The 18,040-nt window shown below is 48.8% G+C and carries 16 protein-coding genes; 5 read left to right on the top strand and 11 right to left on the bottom strand.

What is annotated here, in order from left to right; all coding sequences use genetic code 11:
• Nucleotides 1-224: 224 nt before the first annotated feature.
• Nucleotides 225-2,033 (top strand): penicillin-binding protein 1A, encoded by a 1,809-nt coding sequence (locus H6F73_RS21710; protein WP_242072607.1) that lies wholly within the window; start codon nt 225-227, stop codon nt 2,031-2,033.
• A gap of 103 nt (nt 2,034-2,136) precedes the next feature.
• Here H6F73_RS21710 and H6F73_RS21705 read toward each other — a convergent pair whose 3' ends face one another.
• The 4 genes from H6F73_RS21705 to rimI form a co-directional block, all read right to left on the bottom strand.
• Entirely contained in the window at nt 2,137-2,460 is a 324-nt protein-coding gene (locus H6F73_RS21705) for a DUF1825 family protein (RefSeq protein WP_190760849.1), read from the bottom strand.
• 257 nt (nt 2,461-2,717) lie between these two features.
• Nucleotides 2,718-3,290 (bottom strand): signal peptidase I, encoded by a 573-nt coding sequence (gene lepB / locus H6F73_RS21700; RefSeq protein WP_190760848.1) that lies wholly within the window; start codon nt 3,288-3,290, stop codon nt 2,718-2,720.
• Between the two features lie 239 nt (nt 3,291-3,529).
• Entirely contained in the window at nt 3,530-6,004 is a 2,475-nt protein-coding gene (locus H6F73_RS21695) for an ATP-dependent Clp protease ATP-binding subunit (protein ID WP_190760847.1), read from the bottom strand.
• Between the two features lie 183 nt (nt 6,005-6,187).
• A complete protein-coding gene (rimI, locus tag H6F73_RS21690) occupies nt 6,188-6,793 on the bottom strand; it encodes a ribosomal protein S18-alanine N-acetyltransferase (RefSeq protein ID WP_190760846.1) in 606 nt (201 codons plus the stop codon).
• A gap of 181 nt (nt 6,794-6,974) precedes the next feature.
• On the opposite strand from rimI, the gene lysA reads away from it, so the two are divergent.
• The 3 genes from lysA to H6F73_RS21675 all read left to right on the top strand — a co-directional run bounded on the left by lysA (nt 6,975) and on the right by H6F73_RS21675 (nt 10,378).
• Nucleotides 6,975-8,387, top strand: coding sequence for a diaminopimelate decarboxylase (gene lysA, locus H6F73_RS21685; RefSeq protein ID WP_190760845.1), 1,413 nt, complete (start codon nt 6,975-6,977; stop codon nt 8,385-8,387).
• Between the two features lie 300 nt (nt 8,388-8,687).
• Nucleotides 8,688-9,632 carry a diadenylate cyclase CdaA gene (cdaA, locus tag H6F73_RS21680; protein WP_190760844.1) on the top strand — a complete coding sequence of 315 codons (945 nt, stop codon included), beginning with the start codon at nt 8,688-8,690 and terminating at the stop codon, nt 9,630-9,632.
• A complete protein-coding gene (locus H6F73_RS21675; RefSeq protein WP_190760843.1) occupies nt 9,629-10,378 on the top strand; it encodes an isoprenyl transferase in 750 nt (249 codons plus the stop codon). Before cdaA ends, H6F73_RS21675 begins: the two co-directional genes overlap by 4 nt.
• A 53-nt stretch (nt 10,379-10,431) precedes the next feature.
• On the opposite strand, the gene H6F73_RS21670 is transcribed toward H6F73_RS21675, so the two are convergent.
• The 4 genes from H6F73_RS21670 to H6F73_RS21655 all read right to left on the bottom strand — a co-directional run bounded on the left by H6F73_RS21670 (nt 10,432) and on the right by H6F73_RS21655 (nt 13,841).
• Nucleotides 10,432-10,704: a DUF3143 domain-containing protein gene (locus H6F73_RS21670; RefSeq protein ID WP_190760842.1), complete on the bottom strand. Its 273-nt coding sequence runs from the start codon at nt 10,702-10,704 to the stop codon at nt 10,432-10,434.
• A gap of 71 nt (nt 10,705-10,775) precedes the next feature.
• Nucleotides 10,776-11,375 carry a DnaJ domain-containing protein gene (locus H6F73_RS21665; RefSeq protein ID WP_190760841.1) on the bottom strand — a complete coding sequence of 200 codons (600 nt, stop codon included), beginning with the start codon at nt 11,373-11,375 and terminating at the stop codon, nt 10,776-10,778.
• A gap of 139 nt (nt 11,376-11,514) precedes the next feature.
• A complete protein-coding gene (locus H6F73_RS21660; protein ID WP_242072596.1) occupies nt 11,515-12,930 on the bottom strand; it encodes an O-antigen ligase family protein in 1,416 nt (471 codons plus the stop codon).
• A 68-nt stretch (nt 12,931-12,998) separates the two neighbouring features.
• Entirely contained in the window at nt 12,999-13,841 is an 843-nt protein-coding gene (locus H6F73_RS21655) for a YaaW family protein (RefSeq protein WP_190760840.1), read from the bottom strand.
• A gap of 182 nt (nt 13,842-14,023) precedes the next feature.
• Here H6F73_RS21655 and H6F73_RS21650 point away from each other — a divergent pair, with 182 nt between their 5' ends.
• The gene (locus tag H6F73_RS21650; protein WP_190760839.1) at nt 14,024-15,154 is read left to right on the top strand and encodes an FAD-dependent oxidoreductase; all 1,131 of its coding nucleotides are present in this window, start codon (nt 14,024-14,026) and stop codon (nt 15,152-15,154) included.
• Nucleotides 15,155-15,268: 114 nt separating this feature from the next.
• Here H6F73_RS21650 and H6F73_RS21645 read toward each other — a convergent pair whose 3' ends face one another.
• From H6F73_RS21645 to H6F73_RS21635, 3 genes are all read right to left on the bottom strand, one after another.
• A complete protein-coding gene (locus tag H6F73_RS21645) occupies nt 15,269-15,550 on the bottom strand; it encodes a general stress protein (RefSeq protein ID WP_190760838.1) in 282 nt (93 codons plus the stop codon).
• A gap of 747 nt (nt 15,551-16,297) precedes the next feature.
• Complete coding sequence (locus H6F73_RS21640; RefSeq protein WP_147682892.1) at nt 16,298-16,483, bottom strand: hypothetical protein; 186 nt, start codon at nt 16,481-16,483, stop codon at nt 16,298-16,300.
• 161 nt (nt 16,484-16,644) lie between these two features.
• Nucleotides 16,645-17,910, bottom strand: coding sequence for a CCA tRNA nucleotidyltransferase (locus H6F73_RS21635; RefSeq protein ID WP_190760837.1), 1,266 nt, complete (start codon nt 17,908-17,910; stop codon nt 16,645-16,647).
• Nucleotides 17,911-18,040 lie beyond the last annotated feature (130 nt).

The raw sequence follows: 18,040 nt of genomic DNA, 5'->3' as shown, positions 1-18,040 counted from the left end.
GGAAAGCCAGGTTTGACTGCCGGTAGGGAGTGCACTCAAACTAAAATCTCTGGAGAACATCTCGCCCAAACAAGCTTTTCAGATTAAGCCTTTTTCGTTGAGGACGTGAAATCGCCGTGTCAACTAACACAATTAGACAAGAACCACCGAGAAACCCAGCACCGGTATTTAATTTTGTTCAGGGTGTCAGCAAAGTAACAGCAGGAACGCTGCTTGGTATTACAATGCTGGCCAGTTCCGTGGTAGCCGGGGGACTGGTTGGCTTGGCGATCAGCTTCCGGAATCTGCCAGATGTGAGAGTTTTACGCAACTACACACCCACGGAAACTACTCACATCTACGACATTAATGGCACCCAGCTGACCAGTATCCATGATGAAGCAAATCGCGAAGTGGTGCCGCTCAACAAAATCTCTCCGGATCTCAAGCGGGCGATTTTAGCAATAGAAGATAGCCACTTCTACTCCCACCACGGTCTTAACCCAGGCGGGGTGTTGCGTGCCTTTGTGAAAAACATGGAGGAGGGTAAAACGGTTGAAGGGGGTTCAACCATCACCATGCAGCTGGTGAAAAATCTTTTCCTGTCTCCCAAACAGGCTGTCAGCCGTAAGGCCGCTGAAGCTGTGCTGGCCATCCGTCTAGAGCAAATTTTTAAAAAAGACCAGATTTTAGAACTCTACCTAAATCAGGTTTATTGGGGTCACAACTTATACGGAGTTGAAACAGCATCCCGCAGTTATTTTAATAAGTCTGCTTCTAAGTTAAATTTGGCTGAAGCGGCGATGATGGCCGGCCTGGTTCAGGCACCCGAAGATTACAGTCCTTTTGTCAACTATCAGCGGGCCAAACAACGGCAGGCAGTTGTCCTGAATCGGATGAAAGAGCTGAAGTGGATCACGGCTGAAGAGGAAGCTACTGCCCGCAAACAACCGCTCGGAATCGGGAAAATTACTTCGTTTCCAGGTAGTAAGGTGCCTTATGTTACCCAGGCAGTGGTTCAAGAGTTAACGAAGCGCTTTGGCCGGGATGCAGTTGTGAAAGGGGGGATGCGGGTTCAAACCACCATTGACCTCAAACTACAGCGCATCGCGGAAGAAACGGTACGCGATTGGCATGATCGGCTTTACTACCAGGTTTATGCGGATCAAATGGCTTTGGTGGCAGTTGACCCCCGTACTCACTTTGTGAAGGCAATGGTGGGGGGCGTTGATTACGGGAAAAGCCAATACAACCGTGCCGTCCAAGCCCAGCGCCAACCCGGCTCGGCATTTAAGCCATTTGTTTACTACACGGCTTTTGCTAGCGGCAGATACGGCCCAGAGTCTATCGTGTATGACTCGCCGGTGAGCTATCCAGATGGGGACGATTATTACTCCCCCAGAAACTACGGCGGCGGCTACTCAGGAGCCGTGAGCATTCGTAGGGCGCTGGAAGTTTCACTTAATGTGCCGGCTGTCAAGATCGGCCAGGATGTGGGGCTGAATAAGGTGATTGAGGTTTGCCGGATTCTGGGCATTAAAAGTCCGATCGAGCCGGTGGTTTCTTTGCCTTTGGGCGCTGTGGATCTGACTCCACTGGAAATGGCTGGTGCCTTTGCCACGTTTGCGAACAATGGCTGGCATTCGGAGACCACATTTATTGTTCAAGTAACGGATAGTAGCGGCAATGTGTTGCTAGATAACACGCCTAAACCCAAGCTGCTCCTCGATCCGTGGGCATCGGCTTCTGTGAACAGTGTCCTGCAAGGGGTTATTTACCAAGGGACGGCAACTTCAGCCCAAATAGGACGACCGGCAGCCGGTAAAACAGGGACAACTTCTTCCGAACGGGATATTTGGTTTGTCGGGTATGTGCCGCAGCTATCTGTTTCCGTTTGGGTGGGTAATGATGATTACACTCCCTTGGTATCGGGATCTACAGGTGGTGGATTTGTTGCGCCGGTATGGCGTGATTTTATGCTGCAAGCGCTACGAAATGAGCCGGTGCAATACTTCAAACCTGCTTCCGACTTTGAGCCACCCTCTCCAAATTAAAGGAACCTGGAGTTAGGATTTTAGATTTTGGATTAGAGGATCTACGTTACTGCCAACAGCCGTTGGGTTCAAGCGCTTAGCCCCAATCTAAAATCTAAAATCTTCAGGTTTGCTTTTCCAGCTCAGCCTTCATCCGCTCTAGAGTAAAGTGCATCTGATCAAACATTTGCTGAGGCGTCATGCCAAATTGATTTAGCTGCGTCTTCAGCTGCTCTACTGTCATTTGAGCCATGAAGTCTTCTGACAATTCAAAGCGCTTCATAAAAATTCGATAGCGCTCCATCATAGCTTCCATTTGATCGATGTAGAGCTTTTTGCCCTCTCGGTCAAATTTGCCGTAGTTACCTCCCAGTTGTATGAGAGCTTGATAGTCCTCAAACAACTGCTTGGCTTCTTGCTGAACAATTTCTGAATCAAAAAATCCCATTGCTAAGTCCACCCAATTGACTTAATGACTAGGTGGGAAGTCCCGCTGTAGCTGAATTTTCCTAGTCTTATTCTAGTGCAGTGCCAGGTTTTGATTCAACTGAGCGGGTGTGGAAAGCCCTACTTCTCAACACTCAAGCTGAGTGCCTAAAGGTGGGCCTAGCGCACTTTTTCCCTCAAGAAAAGCAAATTCTTCATTTCTTATGTTTCTTCACAAGGGTTGACCTTGACATTGCTAAAGTTGACAAAGCCAACCTATCAAACTCGACCAAGTCGGCTGAAAGGCCAAAAGCGAAGCCAAGCACGGCCAATAATATTTTGTTTTGGCAGAAACCCCCAAATATGAGAGTCGTTACTGTTATTACGGTTATCTCCCATGACAAAGAATTCATTCTCAGGAACCGGCTGGGGTCCCCAGTTATAGTCCGGCGGTTGGGCGATGTAATCTTCCATTAAGGGAGAGTCATTCAGATAAACTTGGCCATCTTGGATCTTAAGAATTTGACCCGGTTCACCGATCACTCGTTTAATAAAAGCTTGATCTTTGTCGTACCCCTCTTTTTGCAGCGCTGGGGGTGGAGCAAAGACAATAATATCGCCGCTCGCTGGTGGCCGAAAGTGATAGGAAATTTTTTCTACGACGAGGCGATCACCCATTAACAGAGTTGGCAGCATTGAATCTGACGGGATGTAGCGCGGTTCTGCCACAAAGGTGCGAATCGAAAAGGCTAAAACGAGCGCAATGACTAAAATTTGAATATTTTCGCGCTGCTTGCGCCACACTCGCACCCAAAATGGAGAAGTTTCCCAATTTTTTTCATCAAATGCCATCAAATCCTCCTTTAAGGTTACTCCCGTTCTGTGAAGGTGTGCCTAAACTTTTTGGGCCGGCCTCTGTTGCAGACAGCACCCAGCAGCTCTGGCATTTTAGCTTGAATTGCGCTCTTATCCATCAAGCGACAAGCTGGCAGCAACCGCAACCCATATAAAAAGGCGGTAGAGATGAATCTTCTCTACCGCTTTTTATTGAATCAAATTGCTTAACGATTAGGAATTAGCCACCGGCAATGTTACATTTCAGCGGCTTGGGGGAGCAGTTCCCGCTTTTGGCCAAGCACTACCTTCACTTGACCGTCATCATCAACATCAATAGTGGCAGTGTCGCCATCTTTGATGCGTGCTGACAGAATTTCTTCAGCCAGAACGTCTTCTAGCAAGCGCATGATCGCGCGGCGCAGGGGTCTGGCACCGTAGCTTTGGTTGTAGCCTTCTTGCACCAAGCGCTCTTTAAAGCGTTCGGTAACTTCCAAGACGATCCCTTTCTCAGTCAGGCGCTTGAAGACTTCACCCAGCATGATATCGGCGATTTCCTTGATTTCGTCCATATTCAGCTGGCGGAAGACGATGATTTCATCGAGACGGTTGAGGAACTCTGGGCGGAAGTAGTTCTTAAGTTCTTCGTTAACCAGAGACCGAATACGGGTGTATTGAGCATCCGATTGATTTTCGGAGAATTCAAAGCCCAATCCGCCGCCGCCTTTCTCAATCACCTTAGAACCGATGTTGGAGGTCATGATCAGCAAGGTGTTTTTGAAGTCCACCGTGCGGCCTTTGGCATCAGTAAGGCGTCCGTCTTCAAGGATTTGCAGCAGCATATTGAAGACATCGGGGTGGGCTTTTTCGATTTCGTCAAACAGCACCACGGTGTAGGGACGCCGGCGTACAGCTTCGGTTAACTGGCCACCTTCGTTGTAACCGACATACCCAGGGGGCGAACCGATCAGTTTGGAAACGGTATGGCGTTCCATGTATTCCGACATATCGAGCCGAATCATGGCTTCTTCTGAACCGAAGAAGTAGGTAGCCAAGGCTTTGGTTAGCTCGGTTTTACCAACGCCGGTAGGGCCGGAGAAGATAAAGCTGGCAATGGGACGGTTGGGGTTCTTCAGACCAACACGAGCGCGGCGAATGGCACGAGAGACAGCTTTGACGGCTTCTTCCTGACCGATGAGACGCTGGTGGAGGGTATCTTCCATGTGCAGCAGTTTCTCGGATTCGGATTCGGTGAGTTTATTCACCGGCACGCCTGTCCAGCTGGCAACAATTTGAGCGATGTCTTCTTCGGTCACAACCGGGGAGGCATCTTCACTCTTAGGAGAGTCGGTCTTTTTGCTGTTAGCGATCGCGCGGATTTCTGTTTTGATTTCCATTTCACGATCACGCAGTTCACCGGCACGGTCAAAGTCTTGAGAGCGAACGGCGTCGTCTTTCTCTTTCAGAACTTGCCGCAGTTCTTTATCAAGTTCTTTGGCTGCCGGTGGCAGTTGAGAGTTGATTAACCGCACTCTTGAACCGGCTTCATCTACCAAGTCAATCGCTTTATCAGGCAAGTAGCGATCACTGATGTAGCGATCAGAGAGCTTGGCCGCTGCTTCCAGAGCAGCGTCAGAAATCTTGAGCTTATGGTGTTGTTCGTAGCGATCACGCAACCCGTAGAGAATCTCAATGGTTTCGTCAACGGTTGGTTCGCCCACCATCACCGGCTGGAAGCGGCGTTCTAAGGCGGCATCCCGCTCAATGTGCTTGCGGTATTCATCTAGGGTGGTTGCACCAATGCACTGCAATTCACCTCTAGCCAATGCCGGCTTGAGAATGTTTGCCGCATCGATAGCCCCTTCTGCCGCACCTGCACCGATGAGGGTGTGCACCTCGTCAATTACCAGGATGACATTGCCGGCAGAGCGGATCTCATCCATGATTTTTTTAAGGCGTTCCTCAAATTCCCCGCGATACTTTGTGCCGGCTACCAACAAGCCAATGTCTAGGGTGACAACCCGCTTGTCTTCGAGAATGTCAGGAATATCGTTATTGGCAATTCTTTGGGCCAGACCTTCCGCGATGGCAGTTTTACCGACTCCAGGTTCCCCGATTAACACAGGGTTGTTCTTGGTACGGCGACCGAGAATTTGAATCACCCGTTCAATTTCTTTTTGCCGGCCCACCACTGGGTCAAGTTTGCCGTCAGCGGCCATTTGGGTCAGGTTGGAACCAAACTCATCAAGTGTTGGCGTTTTGGTGCGCCCCTGAGACGCGCCTGGGGTGACTTCTGCCGTCTCTCCCAGCATTCTAATGACCTGCGTCCGGACTTTTGACAGATCCACTCCCAGGTTTTCTAGCACTCTGGCTGCTACGCCTTCCCCTTCTCGGATTAGACCTAAAAGCAGGTGTTCAGTGCCAATATAATTATGTCCGAGTTGGCGAGCTTCTTCTAGAGATAGCTCTAGAACGCGCTTGGCCCTTGGAGTAAAAGGAATTTCAACTGCGACGAAGCCAGAACCTCTGCCGATAATTTTTTCTACTTCAATACGAGCGTCTTTGAGATTGACGCCCATTGATTTAAGAACTTTGGCGGCAACACCAGTTCCTTCTCCGATCAAACCCAGAAGGATTTGTTCTGTGCCCACGAAGTTATGTCCCAGGCGACGTGCTTCCTCCTGGGCCAGCATAATCACCTTTATGGCTTTTTCTGTAAAGCGTTCAAACATGGCGTTATTCCCATCACCTGCTGCGTGCCCGTACGCTGATTTTAGCACAGGGATTTTATTCGGCTGTCACACTTGCAACATATAGGGGGATCGCAGCCGGCAAAACTGAAAAGATTGAAGGCAAATGCCCAATTTATTTTAAATTTCCTTCTTTTGGGTGAGTGTCTTTTGAGTGGTTCTGCTTTACAGGTTAATTTCTTGCTGATAGTTGATAGACCAGCCAATGCGGGAAAGGCGCTCGTAAGTTTCTTGATGCCAATTGGCTAACGTTTGGGTAAATTCAGGGCGTTGCAAACCGGAAAGCCAGAGAATTAAAGCATCTTCGCCAGTATCTTGGTAGTAGCGGCGGCGGCGTCCGACTTCTCGAAACCCAAATTTTTGGTAGAGAGACAGTGCCGGTTGATTAGAACTTCTCACTTCGAGGGTCGCCCATTCCAGATGCCGATTAACTGCCGATTTCAGTAAGTCCAGCAACAATACTTGTCCAAACCCCTGATGCCGATATTCAGGATGAACGGCCAAAATTGTGATGTGCGCTTCTTCTAAAATTGCCCAGAGACAACCTAATCCTAGGAGGATTTGTTTATTACCCTTAGTCTTTTGATCTTTGTCTGTTGCGGCCCAGTCATGATCTATGACAAAGGATAAACTCAGCAAATCGCTGTTAGGACTGTCTATTTCTCGCTGGTAGGCATCGATTGACCACAACCCGCCAAAACACAGCCGATCAAGTTCCACCACCGCCGGCAAAAGCTCTGATGTCAGCGGTTTCAGTTCCAAAAAATTCACAGAAGCGAGTGATAAATGGCTGAGAACGCACAAAACTCAATTGTACTGTCTCGGTCAAACTCGAAACAAGAATAAGATTTTGGATTAGCCAAAAATTCGTAAAATGTTTGAAGTTTGAAATCGCAACTGAGAGCCGAAACGCACCTGCTCCCTCACTCAACTAAGGATAAAGAATCGGATTATGCTATCTACTCGCCCTGTAGCGGCTGAAAATTCAGCACATCAATATTTACCAGAGACGATTGGTGCTTCAGAATCTCGCTCACCGAACCAACAACTGTTGCCGATCACAGCGAAAGTGAACAGTCAAGACCATTTGGAAATTGGTGGCTGTGATGTGACAACGCTAATAGAGCGCTTTGGTTCTCCGCTATACATTTTGGATGAAGAAACGCTGCGGACGGCTTGCCGGCAATACCGGGATGCTTTCAGCCGCTACTATCCGGGTGAATCTCAAGTGCTTTACGCGTCTAAAGCTTGGAGTTGTTTGGCTGTCTGCGCGATTGCCAACAGTGAAGGCTTGGGGATCGATGTGGTATCTGGGGGTGAACTGCACACAGCCTTGGGTGCCGGCGTTCGTCCGGATAAAATTTATTTTCACGGCAACAATAAGTCCCGTGCAGAACTGAACTTGGCCATAGAAACCGGCTGCATCATTGTGGTGGATAACTGGCTGGAACTGCACACCCTGGCGGAAATCACCCAAACTGCCTCATTTCTGCCGGTGCGGATCATGTTACGTCTGACTCCTGGCATTGAGTGTCACACCCACGAGTACATCCGCACCGGCCACTTAGACAGCAAATTTGGCTTCGATCCCGATGGGGTGGATGAAGTTTTTAACTTTGTCAGCAAGCAGTCTTCTATATCATGTATTGGCATTCACGCTCACATTGGCTCCCAGATTTTTGAACTACAACCGCATCAGGATTTGGCCAAGGTTCTCGTGCAATGGCTGGTCAAAGCCGGTGAATATGGATTGCCGGTGACAGAATTAAATGTCGGCGGTGGGTTGGGCATTCGCTATACTGAATCGGACGATCCCCCTAGCATCGAGTCTTGGGCAAAGGTGATTTGCGAAGCGATTGCCGGCGAATGCCAAGCTCAGCAGTTGCCCTTACCCAAGCTGCTATGTGAGCCGGGACGTTCGTTAATTGGAACGGCTTGTATCACAGCTTATACAGTCGGAAATCAAAAAGTGATCCCCGGAATTCGGACTTACCTGGCAGTTGATGGGGGAATGTCAGATAATCCCCGTCCGATTACTTATCAATCTCTCTATCGGGCCGTGATCGCTAATCGCATGGGATCACCCATGACGGAGACGGTGACGGTGGCCGGCAAACACTGCGAATCGGGAGATATCTTGATTAAAAACGCGCAACTGCCGCCGGCAGAACCGGGTGATGTCTTGGTGGTAATGAGCACCGGCGCTTACAATTACAGCATGGCCTCTAACTACAATCGTCTGCCCCGACCGGCAGCGGTTTTGGTCACAGAGGGGGAAGCCAATCTCATCTTGCAGCGAGAAACTTACCAAGACTTGCTCCGCCAAGATCGGCTACCAGAAAGACTCACCGGCTTTGCCGAATAAATTTCCGGCTGCTAAGCCACTAGCCGGTTCATCCCTGAGGAAACACAGAAGCGAGAAACAAATTTTCGTCTTCTCACTTCACACTGATTCTAGTTGCCTTTAACCCTCGCCTAATTTTCAGATTGGTTGTTACATCTGTAACAATTTTCTCTGTAGGCGCAGGTGGCATCAGATGCAAGAGAAGTTCTGGTTTAAAAGACTGCCACATGGGATGTCTGCTGGCATAAAATCAAGCTGTAAGGACTCAGCATTGCTGAGCCTGTCTCAAGCACAAATCTGCTAATCTTTGCTAAAAGTTCAATGAATTTGGGTCCCGGTCACGACCCTAGCTGGACTCAGTCCGTGCTGCGTCACCTTATAGACTTTTGGACGCAATGGCTGAAAGGCCCTATTGACATTGGGTTAGTTCTGGCCCTCACTTATATGGTGCTCGTCATTATTGGTGAGCGCCGCACGCTGTGGATGGTGCGGGGATTAATTATCTTAATGCTGGCGACAACGGTCAGTAACAGCTTGGATTTGAGGCTGTTAAGTTTTGTCCTGGAAAAGTTGGTGATTGGCTCGGCGGTGGCAATGGCTGTAATTTTACAGTCCGAGTTCCGCCGGTTTCTCGAACAACTGGGCCGGGGAGAAATTGTACAGCTGTTTCAACCGTCAGGGGGAGCCATTCCCAAGACCGACATTGTACTCGATGAAATTGTAGATGCGGTGAAGGAACTGTCCCAAAACCGCACGGGTGCTTTGTTGATTTTGGAAACAGGCAACCCAATTGATGAGCGAGATTTTTCCGTGCCCGGAGTGAAGTTGAATGGAGAAGTGTCTAAGGAACTGCTACAGACGATTTTTCAGACAACCACACTGTTACACGATGGGGCTGTTTTAATTCGGGCCTCTCGTATTGTTGCAGCCGGCGTGATTTTGCCACTTTCTGAACGCACAGCTTCGCGACAACTAGGGACGCGCCATCGTGCTGCAATGGGAATTACAGAACGTGTCGAAAATTGCCTGTGTGTCGTTGTATCTGAAGAAACAGGCTCTATTTCCTTAGCGGAAAGGGGCACACTAAATCGACCTTTAACCAGCAGTAAACTCAAAGAACTGCTAGAGGCTCGATTTTCTCAATCTGTTGAGCGCGAAGCAGTTGCTCCTAATTTGCGCCGTTTGGGAATCCTAAGTTCTCGGATATTGGCACTTGTTTCGCGTTTTCTGCGTCTTCCATCATCGGCTTCTGGTGATAAAAAATGACTGCTAAGCCAACTGTTTTACAAGAGTTACCTGCTGACCTTAACCAAGAACGTCTGCCTAGACACGTAGCAGTGATTATGGATGGGAATGGCCGCTGGGCCAAGCGTCAGGGGCTACCTCGGATTATGGGCCATCGGCGGGGGGTCGATGTACTCAAGGATCTATTGCGTTGCTGTCGGGACTGGGGAATTAAAGCGCTGACTGCTTATGCATTTTCTACAGAAAATTGGGGCCGGCCTCTAGAAGAAGTTGATTTTTTGATGACCCTATTTGAACGCGTCTTGCGGCAAGAGTTACGGGAAATGATGCAAGAAGACGTTCAAATTCATTTTGTAGGAAATTTAAATGCGCTCCCGCGAACCCTCCATGCAGAGATTGAGCGGTCGGTGGATGAGACTCGCCACAATCAGGGAATTCAGTTTACTGTGGCTACAAATTACGGAGGCCGGGAGGAGATTTTGCAGGCGTGCCGAGCCATTGCAGTGCAAGTGCAGCAAGGTTTAATTCAACCAGAGCAAATTGATGAAGCTCTGTTTGAACGCCATCTCTACACTGCCGGCATTTGTGACCCCGACTTGCTGATTCGCACCAGTGGAGAAATGCGCTTGAGTAATTTCCTGCTATGGCAGGTAGCTTACTCAGAACTTTACATTACAGAGACGCTGTGGCCAGATTTTGATCGGGCGGAGTTTCATCGGGCGCTGAGTGCTTACCAAAAGCGGGATCGCCGGTTTGGAAAAGTGTAAGTTTTGAATGCGTGAATTGTGCAGTTACAGGACAGTTCACGCATTCAAAAGTTTTATGGGCCTGAGAAAACCGCCGCTTCAATGTCACTGCGGCTCAGGGAGTATTTAAAGGATCGTTGAAGATCTTGCCCCTCCTCACCGAAATTGAAATAGCGCACAGTCAGCTGGTCAATATCAAGAGTGAGTTCAGCTTCCCAGCTCGCTTGCTGCAGGTGCCAGCAGTGGAGTTGGTTGTGGTCTTGCTGGCATCCTTGTGAGCGCAGCCAGTCCTCAATGTCTGGCAGGGGGTGGTTGTACAGCGGAGTCTCGGCGGGTGGAATGGCCATAAGGTTAAAGGGTTGAGTTAGAGAATTGCAGTAATTCCAGATGTATAGAGTGAGAAGTGAGGAAGCAGTTGTCACTTTTCACGCTTAGCTGTTAAGGAATTAAAAGGTGGGGACACCGGCACATCGTATGTGATTTCTTGAGCCGGCATTTTTTGTCTGAGATCGCTGTTAAAACTTACAGGTTGCAAGGCTGCATCGCCCCGCGTTAAGCCGACAGCAATCGCTAACAACAGACAGCCAATAAACGTAATCCCCAGAATGAACAGGGCAAACACTTCACCGGCAGAAAGCGGGCGATCAGTGGGGTCGAGATACGCCGAAGAGTATTGCCGATTCCCAGAGTGACTGGTTGGGTGGTTCAGGTTAGCCGGTGACTGAATAACAGAGATGTTGGAGTAGCGAATCTTTTGATCGTAAGCCATCCGCCGTTCTACGTTGCTGAGGGTGGCGTAGGCTTCGTTCAGTTTTTGGAATTTTTCCTTTGCCGTAGCCGGCGGCAAGTCCGTTGTATCCGGATGATAGCGCTTGCTTAATTCCCGATACGATCGCCGGATTTCTATGGCTGACGCCGAAGGATGCAACCCTAGCAGGGTGTAGTAGCTATTCGCTAGGGCGGTGCGATCGTACACCACTCGATACTCATCTTTTCGCTTTGCCCTGTTCTGAGTCACCGAAGCTCCACCATGCTTAGTGTTGAATGCTTTTCAACTATTTTAACGACCTTGGGCATTCTGCGCTGTTCCTAAAATTTTTAGTGGCAGTGAAGTAACGATTCAACCACCGGCACCCGTTGCAGTGGAATTGACCCAGTTAGGTGCCAATCCTAAATTTATTATTGGAATTCGTGAGAATTGCTTTTCTCTGATAAACGATCCCACCAATTGCTGAGAGCAATAACCACCCCAGAATATTCACCCGTAAATCAAATAAAGTGACATCAAACAGGTGAAATAAGGTGCAGGCAAAGAAAGCAAGCAGATACGTGAAAAAAATTAACCGATCAGGAGAGGAACTGGGGGCAGTTGTCTCTGTAGAATAAACAGCCGGCCAATCACGCAGCAGCAAGATGCCTTGAGCCAAAACCCACCCAACGACACCACATAATAGGAGCGTTGCGGGAATACCGGCTTCAGAACTGAGCATCAAAATCAAATTGTGGGGATGACCTAGCCATTCGTGCATCTGTGCTTGGTAAAGTGAGGTAAAATTCCGCAATCCCCAACCCGTCCAGGGACGCGCTAAGGTGAGATCCCAAGCAAATTGCCACTGAGTCGTGCGGATCAGTGCTTCTGGGCGGTGTGGATACATCTGGTCATTGATTCGCGCCCAGAAATAAGGAGGAACGGCAATTCTCAGCCAATAGCGGAGTGGATCAGGCCCAAAAGCCGCTCCAAGCAGACAGCCGGCCACCCCAACAACCACACCCACCAGCCACCGCCAGCCTAAATACACGGCGAAGGCCAAACAGGCCAAACCGGCAATTCCCCAAGCATTGCGAGAATTCGTTAAAATCAGCGCTGCTGCATTGCCGGCAACCGCCACAGTCAAAAATGCCCAGCGCCTGAAGCCGGCATCTCTTGTCAAACCGGCATTCCAGTAACGATTTGCGATTTTTAAACCGCCGTAGTCAGGCTTTGTGCGGGTTTCCTGTGGCTGCCATTTAAGCAGCAATGACCGATAAGTTTCTAGCCATAGCCCTAGGGCGAGAATAAAAGTCGCGACAAGATAGCTGGCTAAAACATTCGTATATTCAAAAACAGAAGACATCCGACCGGGGGGATTGCCGGTGGGTGCCAGCAGCCAATCTACAATAATCCATAAAAATTTTATTGGGCCGGCCCAGCCCCAAAACAGTTGTCCCAAGCCAATAATCACCACCGGCACCGAACCAATGACCAAAATCCACGCAATTCGCCGCAGTTGAGCCGGTGTTTGGATCAGAACGCTGAACGCCGGAAAAAAAACAAAAAATGGTAAAAAATTAAACAGACCAAGAAACGCGGTAGGCCGGTCATTAGCAAAGCCGGCAGTAATTACCAACCAGACAAATAAAACAATCAAGCCTTGATTGGCCGGACGCCGAATGATCGTGTGGAAGTGCTGTTTCCACGCCACCAACATCGCCCACGCGAGGCCCAAGACTGCCAGTAGTGGAGCCAAAGGGAGGAAAAAAAGCGCCACTTGGGCACAATTCCAAGGAGCCTGTAAACGGGGTTCAGGAGCCAATTTTCGATGTTCGATGTTCGATTTTGGATATATTATCAATCAAAAATCTAACCCCTAAAATCTAAAATTTATGCGAGTTCCCAGCATTCAGAGCGGGTGAGGCGAATTTGAGCCAAAGCAACGATGGTGGGAATAATTCGAGCATAGTTGGTGGAAATGGCCCGCCAACCTAAATCTGCCAAAAACCAAGTCCACAATACCGGCCCAACAAACGCAAATACGCTGCGGGCTGCGCCATAACGGGCTGCACTCACGGCCATGCCCCGACGGGCTGTTTGGAGTGCAACATATTGCTCAAACCCTTTAGCGGCTGCTGTCCCGCCTATGGCGAGCGTCTGCTTTGCCATCTGGTAGGTGGCGAAGTGAATGGCAAACTGACGGGCAATTTGTTGTAGCAACACCGGCTGGATGACAGAACTGACAGCCAAAGCGCTACCGCCTTTAAAGAGCAAGCCTAAAGGGTCTTTTTGGACTGAAAGCGGCAGGGGTTTGGATAGCTTGGTTTGGGCGAGGGAATGCTGTACGCGCCTGGTTAAGGCTTCTTGTTCCGAAGCCGGCAGTTTTTTCCAGGTTCGACCGAGTAAGTTGAGAAAAACTTCCGCTTCTAAATCGGTTGTGGAGAGCTGATTTGAATAAGAAATTTTTAGATAGCGGCAGACTTGAATTAAGACTTGCCGGTAGCTCACTTGTTCGCTACGCCCCCGCAAAATGGTTATTCCATCTGCTGCTAAATAGCGAAATCGCTGCTCAATCGCATCCAACCAGGCGTGCCGGTCTCGGCTTTTTACATCGATTGGCGCAGGGGTTTGAACATAATCGAGGGGGTTAAACCGGCGGCAAAATAGAATGTCCGTCAGTTGTTGCAATTCTTCTTCTGTTGCCAGTTCCAGTGCTGCTCTTAGCTCGTCCAATGTCGGCTTCCTCCCTTTATTTACCTGCGGATACGCTTGCCGAACGCTCTTGGCCTGCGCCAGGATCGCATACACAGATTCTCGCTCTTACTTATTCTACTATTGTGGCTTAGAGCGATTTTGAATTTTGCCGGCCAGGATTTTCGATTACTCTAAAACTTAATATTTAAACTGATTCGCTAATGACTGATAGCTCACTGACTTTTGATGTGGCGGTGATTGGTGCCGGCATGGCGGGTTTGACTTGTGCTCAATTGCTGCAACAGGCCGGTTATTCTACGATTGTTTTGGAAAAATCTCGTGGGTTGGGCGGACGAGTCGCCACACGCCGAGAGAAGGAAATTCGTGCGGATCACGGGGCGCGGTATTTAGAACCGAAGGGCCGGCACTTACGGCGTTTGGTTCATATTTTGTCGGCTCACAAGATTGTAGAGCCGTGGACGGATAAGACTTATATAGGTAACGACGCAAATAATAGCTTGACACCGGCAGCTTCTTCAAGTTGGTGTCCTTATTATGTCGCGCCGGCAGGAATGAATGCTGTGGGCAAATTTTTGGCCACGGGTTTAGAGATTTGGTTAAGCCGGCGCGTGTTGGCCATGACGCCCACGGATCAGGAGACATGGCAGTTGCTGCTAGAATCTCCCGCTGAATCGGGCAAGATGCCTGGGCCACAAGAGGTAAACGCGAGGGCGGTTGTTGTGGCTATTCCGGCACCCCAAGCTTTGACGATTCTTGAGCCGGTTCACACACAACTGCCGGCAGATTTTATGGCAAATCTGCGATCTGTGGAGTTTGAGCCATGCCTCAGCGTGATTGCCGGCTACTCACCCAATCGGCAGCGAGATTTAGCACAACGAGAGATTGCTTGGAAAACAGTGGTTTTCCCCCACGACGAGCAACTGGCTTGGATCGGATGGGATAGCAGTAAGCGAAGCAACGCTCAGATGCCGGTATTTGTCGCCAACAGCAATCCTACCTTTGCTCAAGATTATTTAGAGGCGGAAGATTTACAACCCGCCGGTCAGATGTTGCTAAATCGTGCCGGCGAGTATTTAAATTCTTGGCTGAATAGCCCCGATTGGTTGCAGGTTCACCGTTGGCGCTATGCCTTTGTCAGCCGGCCAATTCCTGAACCTTGCCTTGCTGCCACAGTGCCGGTGCCGGTGGTTTGTTGTGGCGACTGGTGTGGAGGCAACCAAATTGAAGGGGCATTAGAATCTGGCAAAGCCGCCGCAGAAGAGATTAACCGACAATTGCGACGTCTGCCGATGCCGGGAGAAGGGGTTTGGGATGTGATCGCACGAGAATAATTCTCAGTTTTAACCGCACCCCGCACCCTGACTTATTTACCCTTTTATAATTTCTTCTCCCTGCTAACTTAGGGCAAAACTAACTTTCGTGGATTTGCCCTGGCTGGTAATTCCTTACTCCTCTTTATGGCTTTGCTGGCCGCCCTTTTTGCCAATTTCCGACATATGCTTGCGGTTTTTGCTGACAGCCTCGCCACCCTTTCTGCCAATTTCAGCCATGTGCTGCCGATCTTTGCTCACAATCTCACCGCCCTTGCGACCGGCCTCTTTAGCCTCTTCAGGCGAAAATTTGTGAGCGGTTCCCTTTTCATGGGCGGCTTGACCGCCCTTGCTTGCGATCTCACGCTGTTTTGCTTCGTCCATTGACGCAAATCCGCGCTTACTTTTGTCTGCCATAACAAAAATTTTTAGGGTTTAGACTTCTTTGACTTGTGGCCTTATCCTAAAAATGTTTTAGGGACTGTTTCATCTTTCTATAGACTTATCTAGTTTATAGACTTTTTATACCCTAAGACGTATAAATATCATTCTTTTTAGTCTTTCGCAAATATCCTGTTCAACGTATTATTGAAACCCTTAACTCCGACTTTAAAAAAATAATAAATACTCTTAAATTGTGAAATTTAATATACAATCAAGGGGGAATGTTAGTAGATTAATACTTAATAAAATAAAAAAAGCGATTCTGCGTCTTGAAAGACAACATAACTTTATCGCAGCCTAAAAGCATGGCAAAATTTATAGCTGTACAGACTAAAAAATTAAAATTTTAAATTGGCGGTTTTTTTCCTAACCTTTAACAATCAAAAACAAAAGACTGTCTCACAAAAATAAACCCAGCATTTCTTGTATCAGAACACAAAATTTACCAGAGTTTGTTTGTGTACATTTAGCGGGTTTTTAAATAAAAAATTAATTTTTTTTAGCGAAAGGTCTAATTTGAGAAGTTTCAGAAATGAAGGGCAAAGACTCAAATAACAAATTGAAAACTAGCTGCCAAGTCTAGAAATTCTTTTTTTACTTTCGCCTTTCCCTCCCACTTCTTTTCAATCTCTCCATCCTCTAATCCTGGCTATATTCCCAGGAAAAGTTACAGGAAACTTGAGAATGAAGGATTAAACCTTAGCAATTACGCTGAGCTGCTTACTGATGATCCATGTCATCTGCAGCACCCATGCCCTCATTTTCACTCTTAGAGTCCTCAGGGCGACTGTCACGGAAGAAGCGTCTTTTTCCAAACCGGCCTGTTGTTGACCGTTTACGAAACCGGCGAGCGTAAGCTTGGTTCCGAAGGGCTTTTTCTTTTTTAGGATTGCGGCGTTTAGCCATGTTGGCCTCAAAAAAACAACTGATTGAGCGAGTAAAACTTGTTACTCACTCCTAAAGCAGCTCGAAAGCTGTGATGAAACGTCCAAATGCCTAGGCAAGTTGAAATGTTTACTTTAGCACAATATCAATTTGCTTTTGTTTTTGCTCATCGCTAACACCGCTCACGCTTCAGTCTTGACAAGTTGTTGCGCCAATTGCAGCGCCTCTTCGGGTGTAGAAATTTTGCCTTCTGCGCGTGCCACTCCAATTGCGGTGAGAAGTCTGCCAACGAGAGGTCCCGGCGGTAAATTCAAAGCTGTCATCAAGTCTCTGCCGGTTAGTGGGGGAATCGGATGTGCGACAGGATCGTTGGGGGTGAGAAAGCGCTCAATTAAAGGCGCGATGGCATCCACCGGCATCCCTGACGCTACGGCAAAAACAGCGAGTGCGGGAAACACCGTACCGACATTGCGAAATAAAAAATACTGCTCTGAAACGGATAGCGCTTTGGCTGCCGGCAGCAAATCTGGCAAAAAGTTTAACACCGCCAGGGCTGCTTGCATTTCAGGCCGGCTGTACTTCAGGCGCAATAATTGAGCTTCGGCTTTCTGGAAATCTGGATCGAGCAAACTCGTCAATTTAGCAACGGCTAATAAGGAGGTTTTTGAGGTATCTCGCAAGCTGCGGGACACTTCCGTGCCAAAATCTGGCCAAGTTTGCTGGAGTTTGGCGGCGGACTCATCAACGGCTGCGACTTGAGCTAAACTGCCGCCAGTGGCGCTGGGAAACCAAGTTTCAACTAAGCCATCTTCCCAGGCGGCTTGCAGTTGGGGTGTTCCCTCTGGAGTCGCCAGAAGATAACTTAATTCACTACGCACTCGTTCTGCTGCGATATAACCCAGGAGGGGTGCGAAGGCGCGAATTGCAGTTCTGGTTGCCGGCTCAATGGAAAAATTTAACTGTGAGGCTTGCCGGTATGCTCGCAACAGGCGCAGTGGATCATCTTTGAGGTTTGCCGGCGCAACCATCCGCATTAAACCGGCTTCAATATCGGCACAGCCTTGCAGGGGGTCGATGAAGACGCCGGTGTGAGGATTATAAGCGATCGCATTAACGGTATAATCTCGCCGCTGCAGGTCGCGTTCTAGACTGTCGCCTTCTTGTTGGGCGAAGTCTACTGTCGCATCTTTAAATACCACGCGGGCGATCTGCCGGTCGGCATCAAGCAGCACAAACCCAGCACTGTACTGTTCCGCGATTTGGCTAGCGGTTTTAACCGCTTGTGCCGGCATCACAAAATCTAAGTCTAAATACTCACGGTGTTTCAATAGCAGCGCGTCCCGAACTGCGCCTCCCACTAAATAAGCCGGTTGAGGCAGTAATTCTAGGCTAAATGGCCAATATTCAGGAGACAGGGGAAAGAATGCTGCGGACGGAAGATTTGCCATACTTAAATTTTGCCCCATAACCGGGCAGTGCGCGAACCAATCGGTTATCGGTGTAAAATGCCAGCATAGTCACAAAAATTAACCAGCTCAGGAAGCGACTAGCCTGTTAAGCCGGCTAAATGTTTTAATC

This window comes from Microcoleus sp. FACHB-68, assembly GCF_014695715.1.
GTDB lineage: Bacteria > Cyanobacteriota > Cyanobacteriia > Cyanobacteriales > Oscillatoriaceae > FACHB-68.
Note: the sequence above shows the minus strand (reverse complement) of the source record. Positions and strands in the feature narration are given on the sequence as shown.